The organism is Methylibium sp. T29-B (genome assembly GCF_000576225.1).
Taxonomy (GTDB): domain Bacteria; phylum Pseudomonadota; class Gammaproteobacteria; order Burkholderiales; family Burkholderiaceae_C; genus Methylibium; species Methylibium petroleiphilum.
The window spans coordinates 1-14621 of sequence record NZ_AZSN01000093.1; the positions used below are offsets into that span (position 1 = coordinate 1).

Here is a 14621-nt window from a genome sequence, read left to right on the forward strand (position 1 = left end):
CCCTCCGCCCGCGCCCCCGCCGCCGGTGAGCGTGGTCGAACTCAGCGCACGGCCGGCCGAGCAAGCGCTGCTCGCAGGCCTCCGCGCCTACGACGATGGCCAGTACAAGCTCGCCGAGCAGCGCCTCGGCGGCGCGCTGAAGGCCGGTCTCGCAGCCCCCAAGGACCGCGCCGCCGCCCACAAGACCCTGGCCTTCATCTATTGCACCAGCCAGCGCGCCAAGGCCTGCGAGAACGCGTTCCGCGCCGCACGCAGCGCCGACCCGGCCTTCACCCTCAGCAAGGCCGAGGCCGGCCACCCGCTCTGGGGACCGGTCTACCGTCGCACGCTGGCTGCACCCTGAGTGCCTGACCGATCTTGCCGATCTCCTCACTGCCCCCCGCGTTCCGCTTCCCGCTGCGCGTGTACTGGGAAGACACCGACGCCGGCGGCGTGGTGTTCTACGCCAACTACCTGAAGTTCTTCGAACGCGCCCGCACGGAGTGGCTGCGCGGCTTCGGCTTCGAGCAGGAGATACTGCGCACCCGCGAGAGCGTGATGTTCATCGTCAGCGAGACCGCGGTGCGCTACCTGCGCCCGGCCCGGCTCGACGACCTGCTGCAGGTGAGCGTGACGATCCGCGAAGCCCGGCAGGCCAGCCTGCAGCTCGCGCAACAATGCTGGCGCAGCGATCCCGACGGCGAGACGCTGCTGGCCGAAGGCACGATCCGCATCGGCTGCGTGGACAGCGGAACCTTCCGCCCGCGTCGCATTCCGATCTCTCTCCTCGAAGCCCTGGCATGAATTCACAAGACCTCTCGATCTTCCAGCTGGTGCTGCACGCGAGCCTCGTCGTGCAGTTGGTCATCGTCGCGCTGCTGGCGATGTCGCTCGCGAGCTGGACCGTGATCTTCGGCAAGCTGTTCGGGCTCAAGCGCGTGCGCGCGCTCAACGAGGGCTTCGAGCGTGACTTCTGGTCGGGCCAGAACCTGCAGGACCTGTACGCCGACGCCGCCAAGAAGGCCGACCGATCCGGCCCGATGACGCGCATCTTCGCCTCCGGCATGCGCGAGTTCATGAAGCTGCGCGAGCGCCGCGTGGCCGATCCGGGCGCGCTCCTCGACGGCTCTCGCCGCGCGATGCGCGCGAGCTTCCAGCGCGAACTCGACACCGTGGAATCGCACCTGAGCTTCCTCGCCTCGGTGGGCTCGGTGTCGCCCTACGTCGGCCTGTTCGGCACCGTGTGGGGGATCATGCACGCCTTCACCGGCCTGGCGAACCTGCAGCAGGTGACGCTGGCCACGGTGGCCCCGGGCATCGCCGAGGCGCTGGTGGCCACCGCGATCGGACTGTTCGCCGCCATCCCGGCGGTGCTGGCCTACAACCGCTTCGCGCGCGACATCGACCGCATCGCGATCCAGATGGAGACCTTCATCGAGGAGTTCTCCAACATCCTCCAGCGCAACATCGGCCAAGGGCACTGACCCATGGCACAAGTCACTGCACGCCACGGCTCGCGCCGCCGCACCATCAACGAGATCAACATGGTGCCCTTCATCGACGTGATGCTGGTGCTGCTGATCATCTTCATGGTGAGCGCGCCGCTCATCACCACCGGCGTGGTCGACCTGCCCTCGGTCGGCCAGGCCAAGCGCCAGCCCGACAAGGTGATCGAGGTCGTGGTCGGCACCGACGAGAGCCTGAAGCTGCGCGTCGACGGCAAGGACGCGGCACGCACCTCGCTGCGCGAACTGGCCGGCCGCGTGACGGCGCTGCAGAACGGCAGCGCCAACACGCCGGTGATCATCGCCGCCGACCGCAACGTCAAGTACGAGCAGGTCGTGAAGGTGATGGACACGCTGCAGAAGTCCGGCGTTCAGCGCGTGGGCCTGGCGGTCAAGGCCACCGGGGCCTGACGCCGCGATGAACGCGACGACGCTCGACGACCTGCGCCCGCGCAAGCCCGGGGGGCTGCCACGGGGCGGCCGTGCTGGCGCTGATCGCGCACGGGCTGCTGGTGCTGGCGCTGAGCCTGAGCGTCAACTGGCGCAGGTCCGAACCGGCCGGCGTGGAGGCCGAGCTGTGGGCGGCTGTACCGCAGATTGCTGCGCCCCGCGCCGTGCCGCCCGAACCGACGCCCACGCCGACCCCGCCGCCGAAGCCCGAGCCGCAGGCCAAGGCCGAACCACCCCCACCGCCGCCGAACCGCGACGCCGACATCGCACGCGAGAAGCGCGAGCAGAAGGAGAAGCTCGAGAAGCAGCGGCTCGAGGAACAGCGCAAGGAAGACGCGCTGCGCAAGAAGAAGGAACAGCGCGAGCAGGAAGAGAAGGCCCAGGCCGAAGCCGACAAGCGCGAGGCGGAGAAGAAAAAGAAGGCCGAGGCCGAGCGCCAGGCCAAGCAGGAAGCCATCCGCAGGCAGCAGCTCGACCGCGTGATGGCCGAGGCCGCCGGTACCGGCGCGCCGGGCAGCACCGGCACGGCGGCGCAGAGCGCGGGGCCATCGGCCAGCTATGCCGGTCGCATCAAGGCACGCATCAAGCCCAACGTGGTGTTCGGCGACGAGGTCGACGGCAACCCGCTCGCCTCGGTGGAGGTGAAGGTGGCCCCCGACGGCACGATCGTCGGCCGCCGGCTCGTCAAGTCCAGCGGCGTCCCGGCCTGGGACGAGGCCGTGCTGCGCGCCATCGACAAGACCGAGGTGCTCCCGCGCGACACCGACGGCCGCGTGCCGTCGGCCATGCTGCTGGACTTCCGTCCGCGCGATTTCTAGCGGCGTGGCGAGCCGCCCACGCGCGGCCACCACCACGCATCGAGCGACCACTTGCCGGGGCCCCACAGGGCCAGCGCCGCCAGCAGGCTGCCCCAGAACACATGCTGCTGCAGCGCCGCCGGCGCGATCTCCTCGAGGCTGAGAACGGCCACCACGTTCATCACCGACAGCCCGAGCGCTCCGAAGCGGCCGAACAGCCCGAGCACCAGCAGCACCGGCAGCACCAGTTCACCGCCGGTGCCCATGACCGCGGCCAGGTGCGGCGGCAGCAGCGGCACCTTGTACTCGTCCTGGAACAGCGCGAGCGTGGTGTCCCAGTCGGCGATCTTGGTCAGCCCGGAGCGGAAGAACACCGCGCCGACATAGAGGCGTGCGGCCAGTTGGGCCGCCGGCTGCAGCGCCTCCAGCACGCGGGTGCCGGTGCGGCACAGCGCCAACGGGGTTTCAAGCCAGGTCTGGGTCATGGTGTTTCTCCTCGGTCTCGTCAACAAGCTCGGCCTTCCACAGCCAGCCGCGTTGCAGGGCCTGGATCAGCCAGGCGCTGAAGTCGAATCCCCGGCCGGCCCGCTGCAGCGCCTCGGCCAGCGTGCGGCGCGCCTGCAGAGCCTGCATCCAGGCGAACACCGGGGCATCGACCGGCGTCACGTCGGCCCGCCAAGCGGTGCGCCCGACCACCACGGACTCGGCCTGGCCGGTCGCGAGCGCCTCGCGGACGGCGGCGACGGCAGCATCACCGTCGTGCCGATGGGCTGCGTGCAGCGCCGCCACCGGCCAGCGGCTCGCGAGCAGTTGCACCGCCGGTGCCAGCCGCAGCCTCAAGGCCTTGGCCGGGTGCTCGGCCAGCCAGGCAAGCGTGTCGCGATCGAGCACGGCATCGGCCGCACCTTCGCACTGCACGATCGCGGCGTCGAGTCGCGCGCAATCGCCGAGGTAGGGCCATTCGGCGAGGTCCGCCTGCGCCTCGACGAAGGTCGGCAGATCCTGCCCCCATTGCGCGAGATCGCCACGCTGCGGCGGCGCGTCGCACCACAGTGCGCGGGCCACCCGGCCGAAGTCCTCTGCGCCCACCAGGGCCAGCAAGGTCGGATAGGCCACGGCCAGCGCGCGTTCGGCGGCGGCCGCGGCATGGGCCCGGTAGGCCTCGAGTCCGAGCTGCAGCCGCGCGCCCTGCTCCGCCAGGCGTGCCGACGGCACCGGCGCGGCGCCGCGCAGGGTCGCCAGCAAGGCGCTCTGGCGTGCGGCCTCGGTTCGCCGTTCTGCGGAGCACGTCATGCCGCGCTCCGCAGGCCGGCGACCTCGTGCTGGCAACGTGCCGCCTGCGCGGCTTCATCCAGCAGCACGTCGAGCGCGGGCACGTCGGTGTCCCATTCGATCAACGTCGGCAGTGCGCCCAGGCGCGAGACGGCGTGCCGGTAGACGGCCCACACCGGTGCGTGCACGCGGCTGCCGTGATCGTCGATCACCAGCGCGCCGGCATCGCAATAGCCGGCCAGGTGGATCTCGCCGACCACGTCGGCCGGCAGCGCGTCGACGAAGGCGCAGGCCGCGGCCACCGGATCTCCGGCCGCCGGATCGGCACGCTGCGCGTTCAGTGCGTTGACGACCAAGTTGTTGACATCGAGCAGCAGCTGGCAGCCGGTGCGACGGGCCAGCGCCGCGAGGAACGCGGGCTCGGGCATCTGGTCGGCGTCGTCGAAGGAGAGATAGGCCGACAGGTTCTCGACCAGCAGCGGACGGCGCAGGCGCTCCTGCACCTGCTGCACGTTCGTGCACAGGAGGTCGAGCGAGGCCGGAGTGAAGGCGATCGGCAGCAGGTCGGCCGCATGCAGCACGGTCGACGCATCGCCCGGCACCGATGCCCGCGCGAAGCAGGCATGGTCCGACACACGCACCGGCCCGATGCGATCGACCAGCCTGGCCAGCCGTTCCAGATGCCAAGCATCGACGCCGGCCGCGGAACCGAGAGCGAGCCCGACGCCGTGCAGGCTCACCGCATGGTGCTCGCGCACGTCCGACAACACCGCCAGCGCGGCCCCACCCTCGGCGAAGAAATTCTCCGCATGGACCTCGACGAAGCCGACCGCCGGGCGGCGTTCGGCCCACTCCCGGTAGTGCGGCTGGCGCAGACCGATACCGACGCCGGCCGGGGTCGAACGCGCGTCCATGCTGAGCGACGGAGAGGATCGCTGCGTCCGGTGCCGTGCGTCTTTTTGCTGTTACTTCTTCTCGGCCAGCTTGGCCTTGGCTTCGGCGGCGCTCAGGCCACCGGCGGCCTTGCAGGTGCCCTTGGCGACGTACTTCCATTCGCCGACGTCGCCCGCCGTCGCCTGGCCCGCACACGAATGGGTTCCCGACAGGTTGGCGCAATCGTTCTGCCCGGCCTTGGCGATGCCGTAGCACTTCTCCTTGCCCGAGTCCTGGGCGGCGGCCGGGCCGACCAGGCCCAGCGCGAGGAGGGAAGCGAGGGCGGACGATGCGATCAGATGCTGGTTCATGCAGTGCTCCTGGAGGGGGATTGAATGGGCCGCCACGGAGGCGACGTGCATGTGTCGCGAAGACCGGAAGATTCTTACACTGCCCCCTGCTTCCTCTCATCGAAACGGCCCTTCATGACCGACGTGTCCGCCTTGCTCGAAACCTTGCGCCCGCAGTTGCTGCGCTATGCGCAACTGCAGTTGCGCAATCCGGCCTGGGCCGAGGACGCGGTGTCGGAGACGATACTGGCCGCACTCGAGAAGCCGGAGGCCTTTGCCGGCCGCGCCGCGCCGAAGACCTGGCTGATCGGCATCCTGAAGCACAAGCTGGTCGACCAGGTGCGTCGGCATGCGCGCGAGTGCTCGATGACGAGCGACGAAGACGACGGCGCAACGCTCGAAGAACAGCTGTTCGACGAAACGGGCCACTTCCGCGACGCCCCGATCGAATGGGGCGACCCACAGGCGATCGTGGCCCAGGATCAGTTCATCAAGGTGCTCGACGCCTGCATCGAGAAACTGCCCAACCAGCTCGGCCGCGTGTTCCTGATGCGCGAGTGGATGGAACTCGAAACTGACGAGATCTGTAAGGAACTGTCGGTCACGCCGACGAACCTCTGGGTCATGCTGCACCGGGCCCGGTTGAGGCTGCGGGAATGCCTGCAACTCAACTGGTTCGGCGAGCCCGCCCTCGCTCTGTCTTCCGTCCCGCCCGCCCCGAAGCGCCGATGAAGCTGCCCTTCCTCATTTCATGCCGTCAGTCCGCGCGCCTGCTGTCCGGCCGCCTCGATCGCCGCCTCTCGCCGGCCGAGCGGGTGACGCTGCGCCTGCACCTCGCGATCTGCAAGGTCTGCCCGGTGTTCGACCGCCAGCTCCGGCTGATGAGCCGTGCCATGGGGACGTGGCGCGCGTACTCCGAGCGCAATGATCTCGGACCTTGAGTCCATCGAGAGACACGACGCCCGGCGCGCGGAACACGAATCAAAGAGCTAAGCCCTGCACGTGCGGCACGCAACTCAGGATGCTGTGCAAGGCTTGTCGATGAGGGACATGCCGGTAGGCAGTGGCTTCGCCGGCGTCGACGTGACAGCCAGATCCTTTGCGATCTGCTCGCGGCGTCCTCCGCGCTTCGCGTCTGCATCGACACGGCGTTGGGCATCGGTGAACCTGGCGCGACACTCGCCCCGGACGGCCTCGAATCGACTGTTCTTCAGGCGAGGATCCTGCTCACGCATCCACGTCTCATGCGACAGCCTGAACTGGCTGACGGAGTCAGTCTGGCAGGACTCGAACGCGTCCAGGATGCCCGGGACGACTTCGATCGGGAAGTTTTTGCCGGTGCGGACGTAGTCCTCCAGAAGCTGATCGGTGGTCGACGTGGTTGCAAGATAGTCGCTCAACAGAATCGGCCGGAACGGAGGCGCAACCTGCGGCAGGTTGGCGAGAACGATGGTTTCGAGCGTATCGATGCGCTGCAATGTGTCTCTCAGTGAGATCACCGCGCTGGAATTCGGCTTTGCACCCTTCGCCTGAATCTCCGTCAGGGTCTTGCGATAGACATCCTCGACGGCGCGAATGAACTGCGGCGTGTTCGCGAACTTCAGTTCGACCAGTCTTTGCTGCAAACGCCAGGTGCACTCACGTTGCGCTGCAGGCAGGCGTCGAGGAACATCGAGTGCACTCGCCGGGCGCTCAGCCGCCGAAGCGGCGCTGAGGCTCTCGCAGTCGCCTGCGGTGCTCAGTGCACGCTGGCGGCGCCAAGCGTCGAAGCTTGCCAGTGCATCCTTGTCGACCCTCGTCGCAGACTCGAGGGCCGCCTGTTCCTGTTCGAGCGCCTTGCGCCGCGAACTGTCGACCACTGCCTGGCTCCAGGCGGCGTACTGGAACCCATCGCTCGAACCTGCGCCTCCGGCCGCACGAAGCGGCAGCGCGGTCCGACCGTCGACGCGCAACCGCAGGCACACGGGTCCGGTCGGCACGCCCCGCAGGCTGTCCGCCAGCGTGAACCGCAGCTGGCTGGCGCCGGCCGTCATGCGGGTCGACGCGACAGGATCTCCCGTGACACGGCCGTTGGCCGTCTGGTACTCGCCCACCGCTTCGACGATGGCGCCCGGCCGCAAGCCGCGCACGATCAGGGAGTCAGGCGCCCAGCTCAGCGCCACATCCTTTCCGTTCGCCATCAATGCCACGCCGGGAAGTGCGTCGCCAGCCCGGGGCACCGAGGCGACGCATGCCGTCAGTCCGAGCGCCACCACGGCGATTGCACCGGCACGACCACGTCTGGCCCCAAACCACGCCATGATGCCTCCGCTCACTTGTTGACCAGCCTGTCCGGCGTGAAGTTGTGGTAACCCAGGCTCTCGAGCTGATGGCTCGCCAGCAGGCAGACATCCTGAATCCGGCAGGCCAGATTGGCCTGGAAGATCCTCAAGGCGACTTTCGCGCCGACGCCCAGTTCGGACTCCCTTTCGAGCATTCGCCCGTGCATGAGTCGCATCGCCCGAAGTTCGGCCTGGGTCAACAGCTCCTGGAACGCCTGCACACCTTGCACATCGAGCATCGCGATGTCACGTTCCAGGCTTCTCGGTTCCGGCGCACCCCGCTCGTAGGGCCCCGCCAGCGGCTGACCAGCGATCTGCGCGAGCAGCGCGCTGTTGGGTCGCCCGCCCAGGGCCGTTGCGACGTACTGGACGTAAGCCGTCGAGGAGGCGCGCTCCTCGTCGGTGATTTCCTGCACCACGCCAACCAATCGGCTCGCGTCTTCGGCGACATGCGCTGCCAGTTCCGCCCATGTGGCATGAGCGTTGGCCTTGTCCGTTCCATCCACAGTCATGAAGGCCGACTTGGCGTGAATCATGAACTCCGCTCCGGGTTCGACCGTGCGGTTGTAGGCCCCAGGATCATGATCGTGCAGGCACTCACGCAGCGGACCCGAGGATGCTTCGCAACGACCGCCGTGGTCCCCAGGCGCTTGAACGCAAGGCCGATCTTGAAGGCTTCGCTGACCAGCCCTCCCGGCGAGTTGAGCCAGACCTCCCGGTAGCGCGCCGTCTGCTGGAGACCGCGACTCACGACGTCGAAACTTCTCGGGCCAATGGAGCCATACAGCCACAGCACCGGAACACCCGCCACCGCACCGAAGCAGTACGCCATCGGCGGCCTCGCACCAGCTGCTCTCCGTTCAGGCTGTGGTGGCTGGCTGGCACAAGCCTCGGGGGCCTCCTGCGCAGAGACCGAGCTCGTGATTGCCCACAGCAGAGAAGAGACGGCAAGGAACCGGACGGCCGGCCAGAACCTTTGGATGGCCAACACGGCAGGCCCCTCAGCTGACCGAGGTCACGGGCTTCCAGTCGGTCGTACCCGCCGTGCGGCAGACTCTTGCCATCGGCTCGGCTCGGCCTTCCTCCGCTTCGATCACGTCGCGGCGCGTTCCACATTCCCCACCGTCGGGCAGCGACTCCCGCTCGACGATCTCGGTGGTGCCCTTCGCATCCGGCCCCTGCCAGGTCACGGGCCCGGTCTGCTGTTGCGCCTTGTTCCAGGCGTCTTCCTGGGCCTTCTTCGATTCGGCCGACATCTTGTTGATGACGTTCGCCGCCACACCTCCTCCGACCGCACAACCGAACAGCCCTCCGCCCAGCATGTAGCTGCGCTCGCGGGACTTCTTCTGCGCAGGGGACAGCTTCAGCTTCTTGGCATCGCGTTCTGCCAACTGCTTTCCGAGGTAGACGCCTCCGGCGCCGGCCGCCGCGCAGAAGGCGGCAATGGCTGCCGATGTGCCCGACGGAGACGATTCGCCGCCGGGTCCCGGCGAAAGGCCGGGGATCGTTGGAAGATTCGGGAGCTTGGGGAGATTAGGGAGATTGGGGAGCGATGGAAAGGATTGCGCCCACGCAAGCTGCCCGCCCAACAGGCCAACCAAAACAAGCGCGACCACGCCGGTTCGATGCATCGACTCCTCCCGTTTTGTGCGTCGATCATAGCCAAAGGTGTTCGGCCATGAGCCACTCGAACGGGCGGTTCTCTACGCAGCGCGCCGGCGCAGGCGCTGGAATCGGAATCGATTCAGGCGCCGATCATGTGGCGCACGGCATCGCGCAGGCCGCGCTTGAGCGCCTGGCGGTCGATGTCCGGCTGGCGCAGCGTGCGAAGCATCAGCCCTCGAACAAGGCCAGCAGCAGCTCGGCGCGCGCCACCAGGTCGGCCTCGTCGACCGGTCCTCGCGCTGCGGCTCGCACCAGCTCGATGAGCCGCCGGCGCACCGTGGCGTCGGCCCGCCGAACCATGTCGGCGATCTTCGGGTTGCGCGAGGCCTCGGCCACGATCTCGATCTGCAGCGACGCGTGGTCGGCGTCGAGCCGGCGGTCGGTGCCCTCGTCGACGCGCTCGACCATCTCGTGCCGCAGGTCGGCCTCGCCCTGCATCTGAGCGGTCAGCGTGAGGAACTCGTCGATGTCGCGCGCGACGATCGCCTCGATGATCGCTTCCTTGCTGTCGAAGTAGTTGTAGATGTGGCCGGCGCTCATGCCGAAGGTCTTCGCGATCTCGGCCATGCTCGCCGCATGGAAGCCGCGGCGGCGGAACACCTCGACCGCGGCATCCAGGATCTGGCGGCGCCGCACCTCCGCGTGCGCCACCTCCTCACCGTCGATCAGGCTGCACCGTGCCATCGCCGCTCTCCGCTCCGCTGGTCTCAGCCCGTGGCCGCATCGGCGCGCTGCCAGCCGCCGCCGAGCACCTTGTACAGCGTCACGAGGTTGGCGCTGCGCGAGAGCCGCAGCGTGATCAGCGACTGCTGCGCCGCATACAGCGAGCGTTGCGCGTCGAGCACAGCCAGGTAGCTGTCCACGCCGCTGCGGTAGCGCGCCTGCGAGAGGCGGAAGGTCTCGCCGGTCGCGTCGACCAGCGCCTGCTGGGCGGCGAGCTGCGCGTCGAAGGTGCCGCGTGCGGCCAGCGCGTCGGCCACCTCGCGGAATGCCGACTGGATGGCCAGTTCGTACTGCGCCAGCGCGATGTCGCGTTGCGTCTTCGAGACCTCGAGGTTGGCGCGGTTGCGGCCGGCGTCGAAGATCGGCAGGCTCACCTGGGGCACGAAGCTCCAGGTGCGCGCGCTGCCCTGGAACAGGTCGGACAGCGAGCTGCTCGCCACGCCGGCCGAGGCCGTGAGCGCAATGCGCGGGAAGAAGGCCGCGCGCGCGGCGCCGATGGTCGCGTTGGCCGCCTGCAGCTGGCGCTCGGCCTGCAGCACGTCGGGGCGGCGCTGAAGCACCTCCGACGGCAGGCCCGACGGCAGCTCGGCCAGCCGGTCGATCCAGCGCAGGTCCTCGGGCTGCACGCTGCCCGGCCGCAGCTCGGCCGGCAATGGCCCACCGACCAGCAGCGCCAGCGCATTGAGGTCCTGCGCCAGCGCGCGGGTGTAGCGTGCCACGTCGCGCGCGCCACCTCCACGCTGGTCTGGGCCTGCCGCAGGTCGAGCGCCGATGCAACGCCCAGCTCGTGGCTGCGCTGCGCCAGCCTGTACGAGGACTCCTGGCTCTCCAGCGTGTCGCGCGCCAGACGCAGCAATTCGCCGTCGGCGGTCGCCGTGAGGTAGACGTTGGCCACCTCGGCCACCAGGCTGATCTGGGTGCTGCGGCGCGCCTCCTCGGTGGCGAAGAACTGCTGCAGCGCCTGCTCGTTGAGATTGCGGACGCGCCCGAACAGGTCGAGCTCGTAGGTCGAGAAGCCGATGCCGGCGCTGTAGGTGTGGCTCGTGACGGCGCGGCCGGCCTGGCTCAGGTCGGCCGGCGTGCGCTGGTGCACCGCCTCGCCGCTGGCCGCGACGGTGGGAAACAGGTCGGCGCGCTGGATCTGGTACTGCGCGCGCGCCTGCTCGATGTTCAGCGCCGCGACACGCAGGTTGCGGTTGTTGCTCAGCGCCAGCTCGATCGTGCGCTGCAGCGGCGCGTCGACGAACACCTCGCGCCAGGCCAGCTCGGAGGCGGCCACGCCACCGCCGGTGCCGGGCTCACCGTAGGCCTCGCCTTGCGGCCACGCGGGGGCCACGGGTGCCGCGGGGGCGCTCGTAGGTCGGCGCCAGGTTCATGCAACCCGCCAGGGCCGCGGTGGCCAGCAGCGTCAGGCGGCCGCGGCAGTGGTTCATCGTGGCGGTCCTCATGTCACTGTCCCTCCGCGACGGCCGGCGCACCCTGCGGCGCCGGGTCGACCTTGCGTTGCCTGAACAGGCGCCGTACCACCACGAAGAACAGCGGCACGAAGAAGATGCCCAGGAAGGTGGCCGCGATCATGCCGCCCAGCACGCCGGTGCCGATCGCGTTCTGGCTGCCCGAACCGGCGCCGGTGGCGAGCGCCAGCGGCAGCACGCCGAAGGCGAAGGCCAGCGAGGTCATCAGGATCGGTCGCAGGCGCAGGCGCACCGCCTCGAGCGTCGCCTCGATCAGGCCCTTGCCGTGCTCCATCTGCTCTTTCGCGAACTCCACGATCAGGATCGCGTTCTTCGCCGACAGGCCGATGGTGGTGAGCAGGCCGACCTGGAAGTAAACGTCGTTCGACAGCCCGCGCGAACTCGCCGCGATCAGCGCACCGAGCACGCCAAGCGGCACGACCAGCATCACCGAGAACGGGATCGACCAGCTCTCGTACAGCGCCGCGAGACACAGGAACACCACCAGCAGCGAGAGCGCGTAGAGCAGCGGCGCCTGCGAACCCGACAGCCGCTCCTCGTAGGACAGGCCGGTCCAGTCGAGGCCGATGCCGGCCGGCAGCTGCGCCACCAGCCGCTCCATCTCCTCCATCGCCTCGCCGGTGCTCCGGCCCGGCGCGGGTTGGCCCTGGATGTTCAGCGCCGGCAAGCCGTTGAAGCGCTCGAGCCGCGGCGAACCGTAGCTCCACTTGGCCGAGGCGAAGGCCGAGAACGGCACCATGTCGCCCTGCGCATTGCGCACGTACCACTTGTCGAGGTCCTCGGGCAGCATGCGGTGCGGCGCATCGGCCTGCAGGTAGACGCGCTTGACGCGGCCCTTGTCGATGAAGTCGTTGATGTAGGAGCTGCCCCAGGCGGCCGACAGTGTGGCGTTCACGTCCGACATCGCCAGGCCCAGCGCTCCCGCCTTGGCCGAGTCGATCTGCACGCTGAACTGCGGCGTGTCGTCCTGGCCGTTCGGGCGGACAGCCACCAGCACCGGGCTCTTGGCGGCCAGCCCCAGCAGCTGGTTGCGGGCCGCCATCAACGCGTCGTGGCCGAGCGCGCCGCGGTCCTGCAGGTACATGTCGAAGCCGTTGGCGGTGCCCAGCTCCAGCACCGCCGGCGGCGCGAAGGCGAAGCCCATCGCGTCGCGGAACTGCGAGAAGGCCTTCATCGCCCGCGCCGCCACCGCCTTCACGGTGTGGTCGGCGCCGGGCCGCTCGCTCCAGTCCTTCATGCGGATGAAGCCGAGTCCGACGTTCTGACCATTACCACCGAAGCTGAAGCCAGCCACGGTGAACAGACCCTGCACCGAGTCCTTCTCGGTCTCGAGGAAGTGGTGCTCGACCTGGCGCAGCACCTTCAGCGTGCGCTCCTGCGTGGCGCCGGCCGGCAGCTGGATCTGGGTGAACAGGATGCCCTGGTCCTCATCGGGCAGGAAGGCGGTGGGCAGGCGCGTGAACAGCCACGCCACCGCCAGCAGCAGCACCCCGTAGATCAGCAGGTAGCGCAGGCTGCGGCTGAGCATGCGACCGACGATGCCCTGGTAGCCCTTGCTGCTGCGGTCGAACATGCGGTTGAAGGCGCCGAAGAAGCCGGTCGTCTTGCCGTGGTCGCCTGCGGGATCGGCTTGAGCAGCGTCGCGCACAGCGCCGGCGTGAGCACCAGCGCCACCAGCACGGAGAGCACCATCGATGCGACGATGGTGATCGAGAACTGCCGGTAGATCACACCGGTCGAACCGCCGAAGAAGGCCATCGGCAGGAACACTGCCGACAGCACCATCGCGATGCCGACCAGCGCACCGGTGATCTGGCCCATCGATTTCTTGGTCGCCTCCTTCGGCGACAGGCCCTCCTCGCTCATGACCCGCTCGACGTTCTCGACCACGACGATCGCGTCGTCGACCAGCAGGCCGATCGCGAGCACCAGGCCGAACATCGTCAGCACGTTGATCGAGAAGCCGGCCACCGCCATCACGCCGAAGGTGCCGAGCAGCACCACCGGCACCGCGATCGTCGGGATCAGCGTGGCGCGGAAGTTCTGCAGGAACAGGTACATCACCAGGAACACCAGCACGATGGCCTCGGCCAGCGTCTTCACCACTTCCTCGATCGACAGCTTGATGAACGGCGTGGTGTCGTAGGCGACGATGGCGTCGAAGCCGGCCGGAAAGTAGGGCTTGAGCGCATCGATCCTGGCCTTCACCGCGTCGGCGGTGGCCAGCGCGTTGGCGCCGGCCGCGAGACGGATCGCCAGGCCGGCGGCGGGCTTGCCGTTGTAGAAGGACAGGCTGGTGTAGTTCTCGCCACCGAGCTCGACGCGCGCCACGTCCCGCAGGCGCACGGTTGCCCCGCCGGCGGCGGTGCGCAGGATGATCTGCTCGAACTGCTCTGCGGTCTGCAGCCGGCTCTGCGCGGTGATGGTCGCGTTGATCTGCTGGCCCGGGGCCGCGGGCAGGCCGCCCAGCTGGCCGGCCGAAACCTGGGCGTTCTGGGCCCGCACCGCCGTCGCCACGTCGGCCGGCGTGAGCTTGTAGTTCAGCAGCTTGGCCGGGTCGAGCCAGATCCGCATCGCGTACTGCGCGCCGAACAGCGTGACCTCGCCGACGCCGGTCACGCGGCTCACCGTGTCCTGCACGTTGGCCGCCACGAAGTCGGCCAGGTCGGTGCGGGTCATGCTCGGGTCGTCGGAGACGAAGCCGACCACCATGATGAAGTTGCGCACCGACTTCGTGACCGTCAGGCCCTGCTGCTGCACTTCCTGCGGCAGCTGCGCGGTGGCGAGCTGCAGCTTGTTCTGCACCTGCACCTGGGCGATGTCGGGGTTGGTGCCGGCCTGGAAGGTCAGCGTGATCTGCGCGGTGCCGGCGGCGTCGCTGTTCGACGCGATGTAGCGCAGGCCGTCGAGGCCGGTCATGCGCTGCTCGATCACCTGCGTGACGGTGTCCTCCAGCGTCTTGGCCGAGGCGCCCGGGTAGGTCGCCGTGACGGTGATCTGCGGCGGCGCGATGCTCGGGTACTGGTTGATCGGCAGGCTCAGGATCGAGAGTCCGCCGGCCAGCATGATGACCAGCGCGATCACCCACGCGAAGATCGGCCGTTCGATGAAAAAGCGAGCCATGGTGTGGTCCCCTGTCGCCGCGCTCAGGTGCCGCTGGCCGCCGCAGGGGCCGGCGTCGCAGCGGACGCCGCGGCGCCGGGCGCCGAAG

16 protein-coding genes and 2 pseudogenes are annotated in these 14621 nt (G+C 69.0%); 7 read left to right on the forward strand and 11 right to left on the reverse strand.

The features are described 5' to 3' along the window. The 5 genes from Y694_RS14365 to tolA form a co-directional block, all read left to right on the forward strand. Positions 1–343 (forward strand): TssQ family T6SS-associated lipoprotein (locus Y694_RS14365; protein ID WP_036233626.1); only part of this gene is annotated, 343 nt, incomplete at its 5' end. Positions 344–357: 14 nt separating this feature from the next. Then, on the forward strand, positions 358–783 hold the full coding sequence (gene ybgC / locus Y694_RS14370) for a tol-pal system-associated acyl-CoA thioesterase (RefSeq protein WP_036233596.1): 426 nt from the start codon (positions 358–360) through the stop codon (positions 781–783). After that, positions 780–1463 carry a protein TolQ gene (gene tolQ / locus Y694_RS14375; RefSeq protein ID WP_011830536.1) on the forward strand — a complete coding sequence of 228 codons (684 nt, stop codon included), beginning with the start codon at positions 780–782 and terminating at the stop codon, positions 1461–1463. Before ybgC ends, tolQ begins: the two co-directional genes overlap by 4 nt. Before the next feature lie 3 nt (positions 1464–1466). Further along, positions 1467–1895 (forward strand): protein TolR, encoded by a 429-nt coding sequence (tolR, locus tag Y694_RS14380; RefSeq protein ID WP_011830537.1) that lies wholly within the window; start codon positions 1467–1469, stop codon positions 1893–1895. Positions 1896–1966: 71 nt separating this feature from the next. Continuing rightward, positions 1967–2752: a cell envelope integrity protein TolA gene (gene tolA, locus Y694_RS14385; protein ID WP_051495795.1), complete on the forward strand. Its 786-nt coding sequence runs from the start codon at positions 1967–1969 to the stop codon at positions 2750–2752. Here tolA and Y694_RS14390 read toward each other — a convergent pair. The 4 genes from Y694_RS14390 to Y694_RS14405 are packed head-to-tail and all read right to left on the reverse strand — an operon-like array spanning position 2749 to position 5247. Continuing rightward, entirely contained in the window at positions 2749–3216 is a 468-nt protein-coding gene (locus Y694_RS14390; protein ID WP_036233599.1) for a DoxX family protein, read from the reverse strand. The two genes, tolA and Y694_RS14390, sit on opposite strands and share 4 nt — an antisense overlap. Beyond that, positions 3197–4024 carry a putative DNA-binding domain-containing protein gene (locus Y694_RS22645; protein WP_051495796.1) on the reverse strand — a complete coding sequence of 276 codons (828 nt, stop codon included), beginning with the start codon at positions 4022–4024 and terminating at the stop codon, positions 3197–3199. The genes Y694_RS14390 and Y694_RS22645 overlap by 20 nt, the downstream gene beginning before the upstream one ends. Continuing rightward, entirely contained in the window at positions 4021–4917 is an 897-nt protein-coding gene (locus Y694_RS14400; RefSeq protein WP_036233602.1) for a DUF692 domain-containing protein, read from the reverse strand. The genes Y694_RS22645 and Y694_RS14400 overlap by 4 nt, the downstream gene beginning before the upstream one ends. A 51-nt stretch (positions 4918–4968) precedes the next feature. Continuing rightward, entirely contained in the window at positions 4969–5247 is a 279-nt protein-coding gene (locus tag Y694_RS14405; protein WP_011830542.1) for a DUF2282 domain-containing protein, read from the reverse strand. A 114-nt stretch (positions 5248–5361) separates the two neighbouring features. Between Y694_RS14405 and Y694_RS14410 the strand changes: the two genes are divergently transcribed. Both Y694_RS14410 and Y694_RS14415 read left to right on the forward strand, forming a co-directional pair. After that, on the forward strand, positions 5362–5958 hold the full coding sequence (locus Y694_RS14410; protein WP_011830543.1) for a sigma-70 family RNA polymerase sigma factor: 597 nt from the start codon (positions 5362–5364) through the stop codon (positions 5956–5958). Further along, positions 5955–6167, forward strand: coding sequence for a zf-HC2 domain-containing protein (locus tag Y694_RS14415; RefSeq protein WP_036233614.1), 213 nt, complete (start codon positions 5955–5957; stop codon positions 6165–6167). The genes Y694_RS14410 and Y694_RS14415 overlap by 4 nt, the downstream gene beginning before the upstream one ends. A gap of 75 nt (positions 6168–6242) precedes the next feature. Here the strand turns inward: Y694_RS14415 and Y694_RS14420 are convergent, their stop codons facing one another. The 7 genes and pseudogenes from Y694_RS14420 to Y694_RS14450 form a co-directional block, all read right to left on the reverse strand. After that, on the reverse strand, positions 6243–7478 hold the full coding sequence (locus Y694_RS14420) for a hypothetical protein (protein WP_152543525.1): 1236 nt from the start codon (positions 7476–7478) through the stop codon (positions 6243–6245). Between the two features lie 59 nt (positions 7479–7537). Continuing rightward, positions 7538–8083, reverse strand: coding sequence for a hypothetical protein (locus tag Y694_RS14425; RefSeq protein ID WP_036233619.1), 546 nt, complete (start codon positions 8081–8083; stop codon positions 7538–7540). After that, positions 8080–8379: a hypothetical protein gene (locus tag Y694_RS14430; RefSeq protein WP_036233622.1), complete on the reverse strand. Its 300-nt coding sequence runs from the start codon at positions 8377–8379 to the stop codon at positions 8080–8082. The genes Y694_RS14425 and Y694_RS14430 overlap by 4 nt, the downstream gene beginning before the upstream one ends. A gap of 169 nt (positions 8380–8548) precedes the next feature. Continuing rightward, positions 8549–9178 (reverse strand): hypothetical protein, encoded by a 630-nt coding sequence (locus tag Y694_RS24325; protein WP_152543524.1) that lies wholly within the window; start codon positions 9176–9178, stop codon positions 8549–8551. Between the two features lie 202 nt (positions 9179–9380). After that, a complete protein-coding gene (locus Y694_RS14440; RefSeq protein ID WP_051495797.1) occupies positions 9381–9896 on the reverse strand; it encodes a TetR/AcrR family transcriptional regulator in 516 nt (171 codons plus the stop codon). Positions 9897–9919: 23 nt separating this feature from the next. After that, positions 9920–11383 (reverse strand): annotated as a pseudogene (gene adeC / locus Y694_RS14445) (AdeC/AdeK/OprM family multidrug efflux complex outer membrane factor). A 1-nt stretch (position 11384) separates the two neighbouring features. Beyond that, positions 11385–14533, reverse strand: a pseudogene (locus Y694_RS14450) (efflux RND transporter permease subunit). Between the last annotated feature and the right edge of the window lie 88 nt (positions 14534–14621).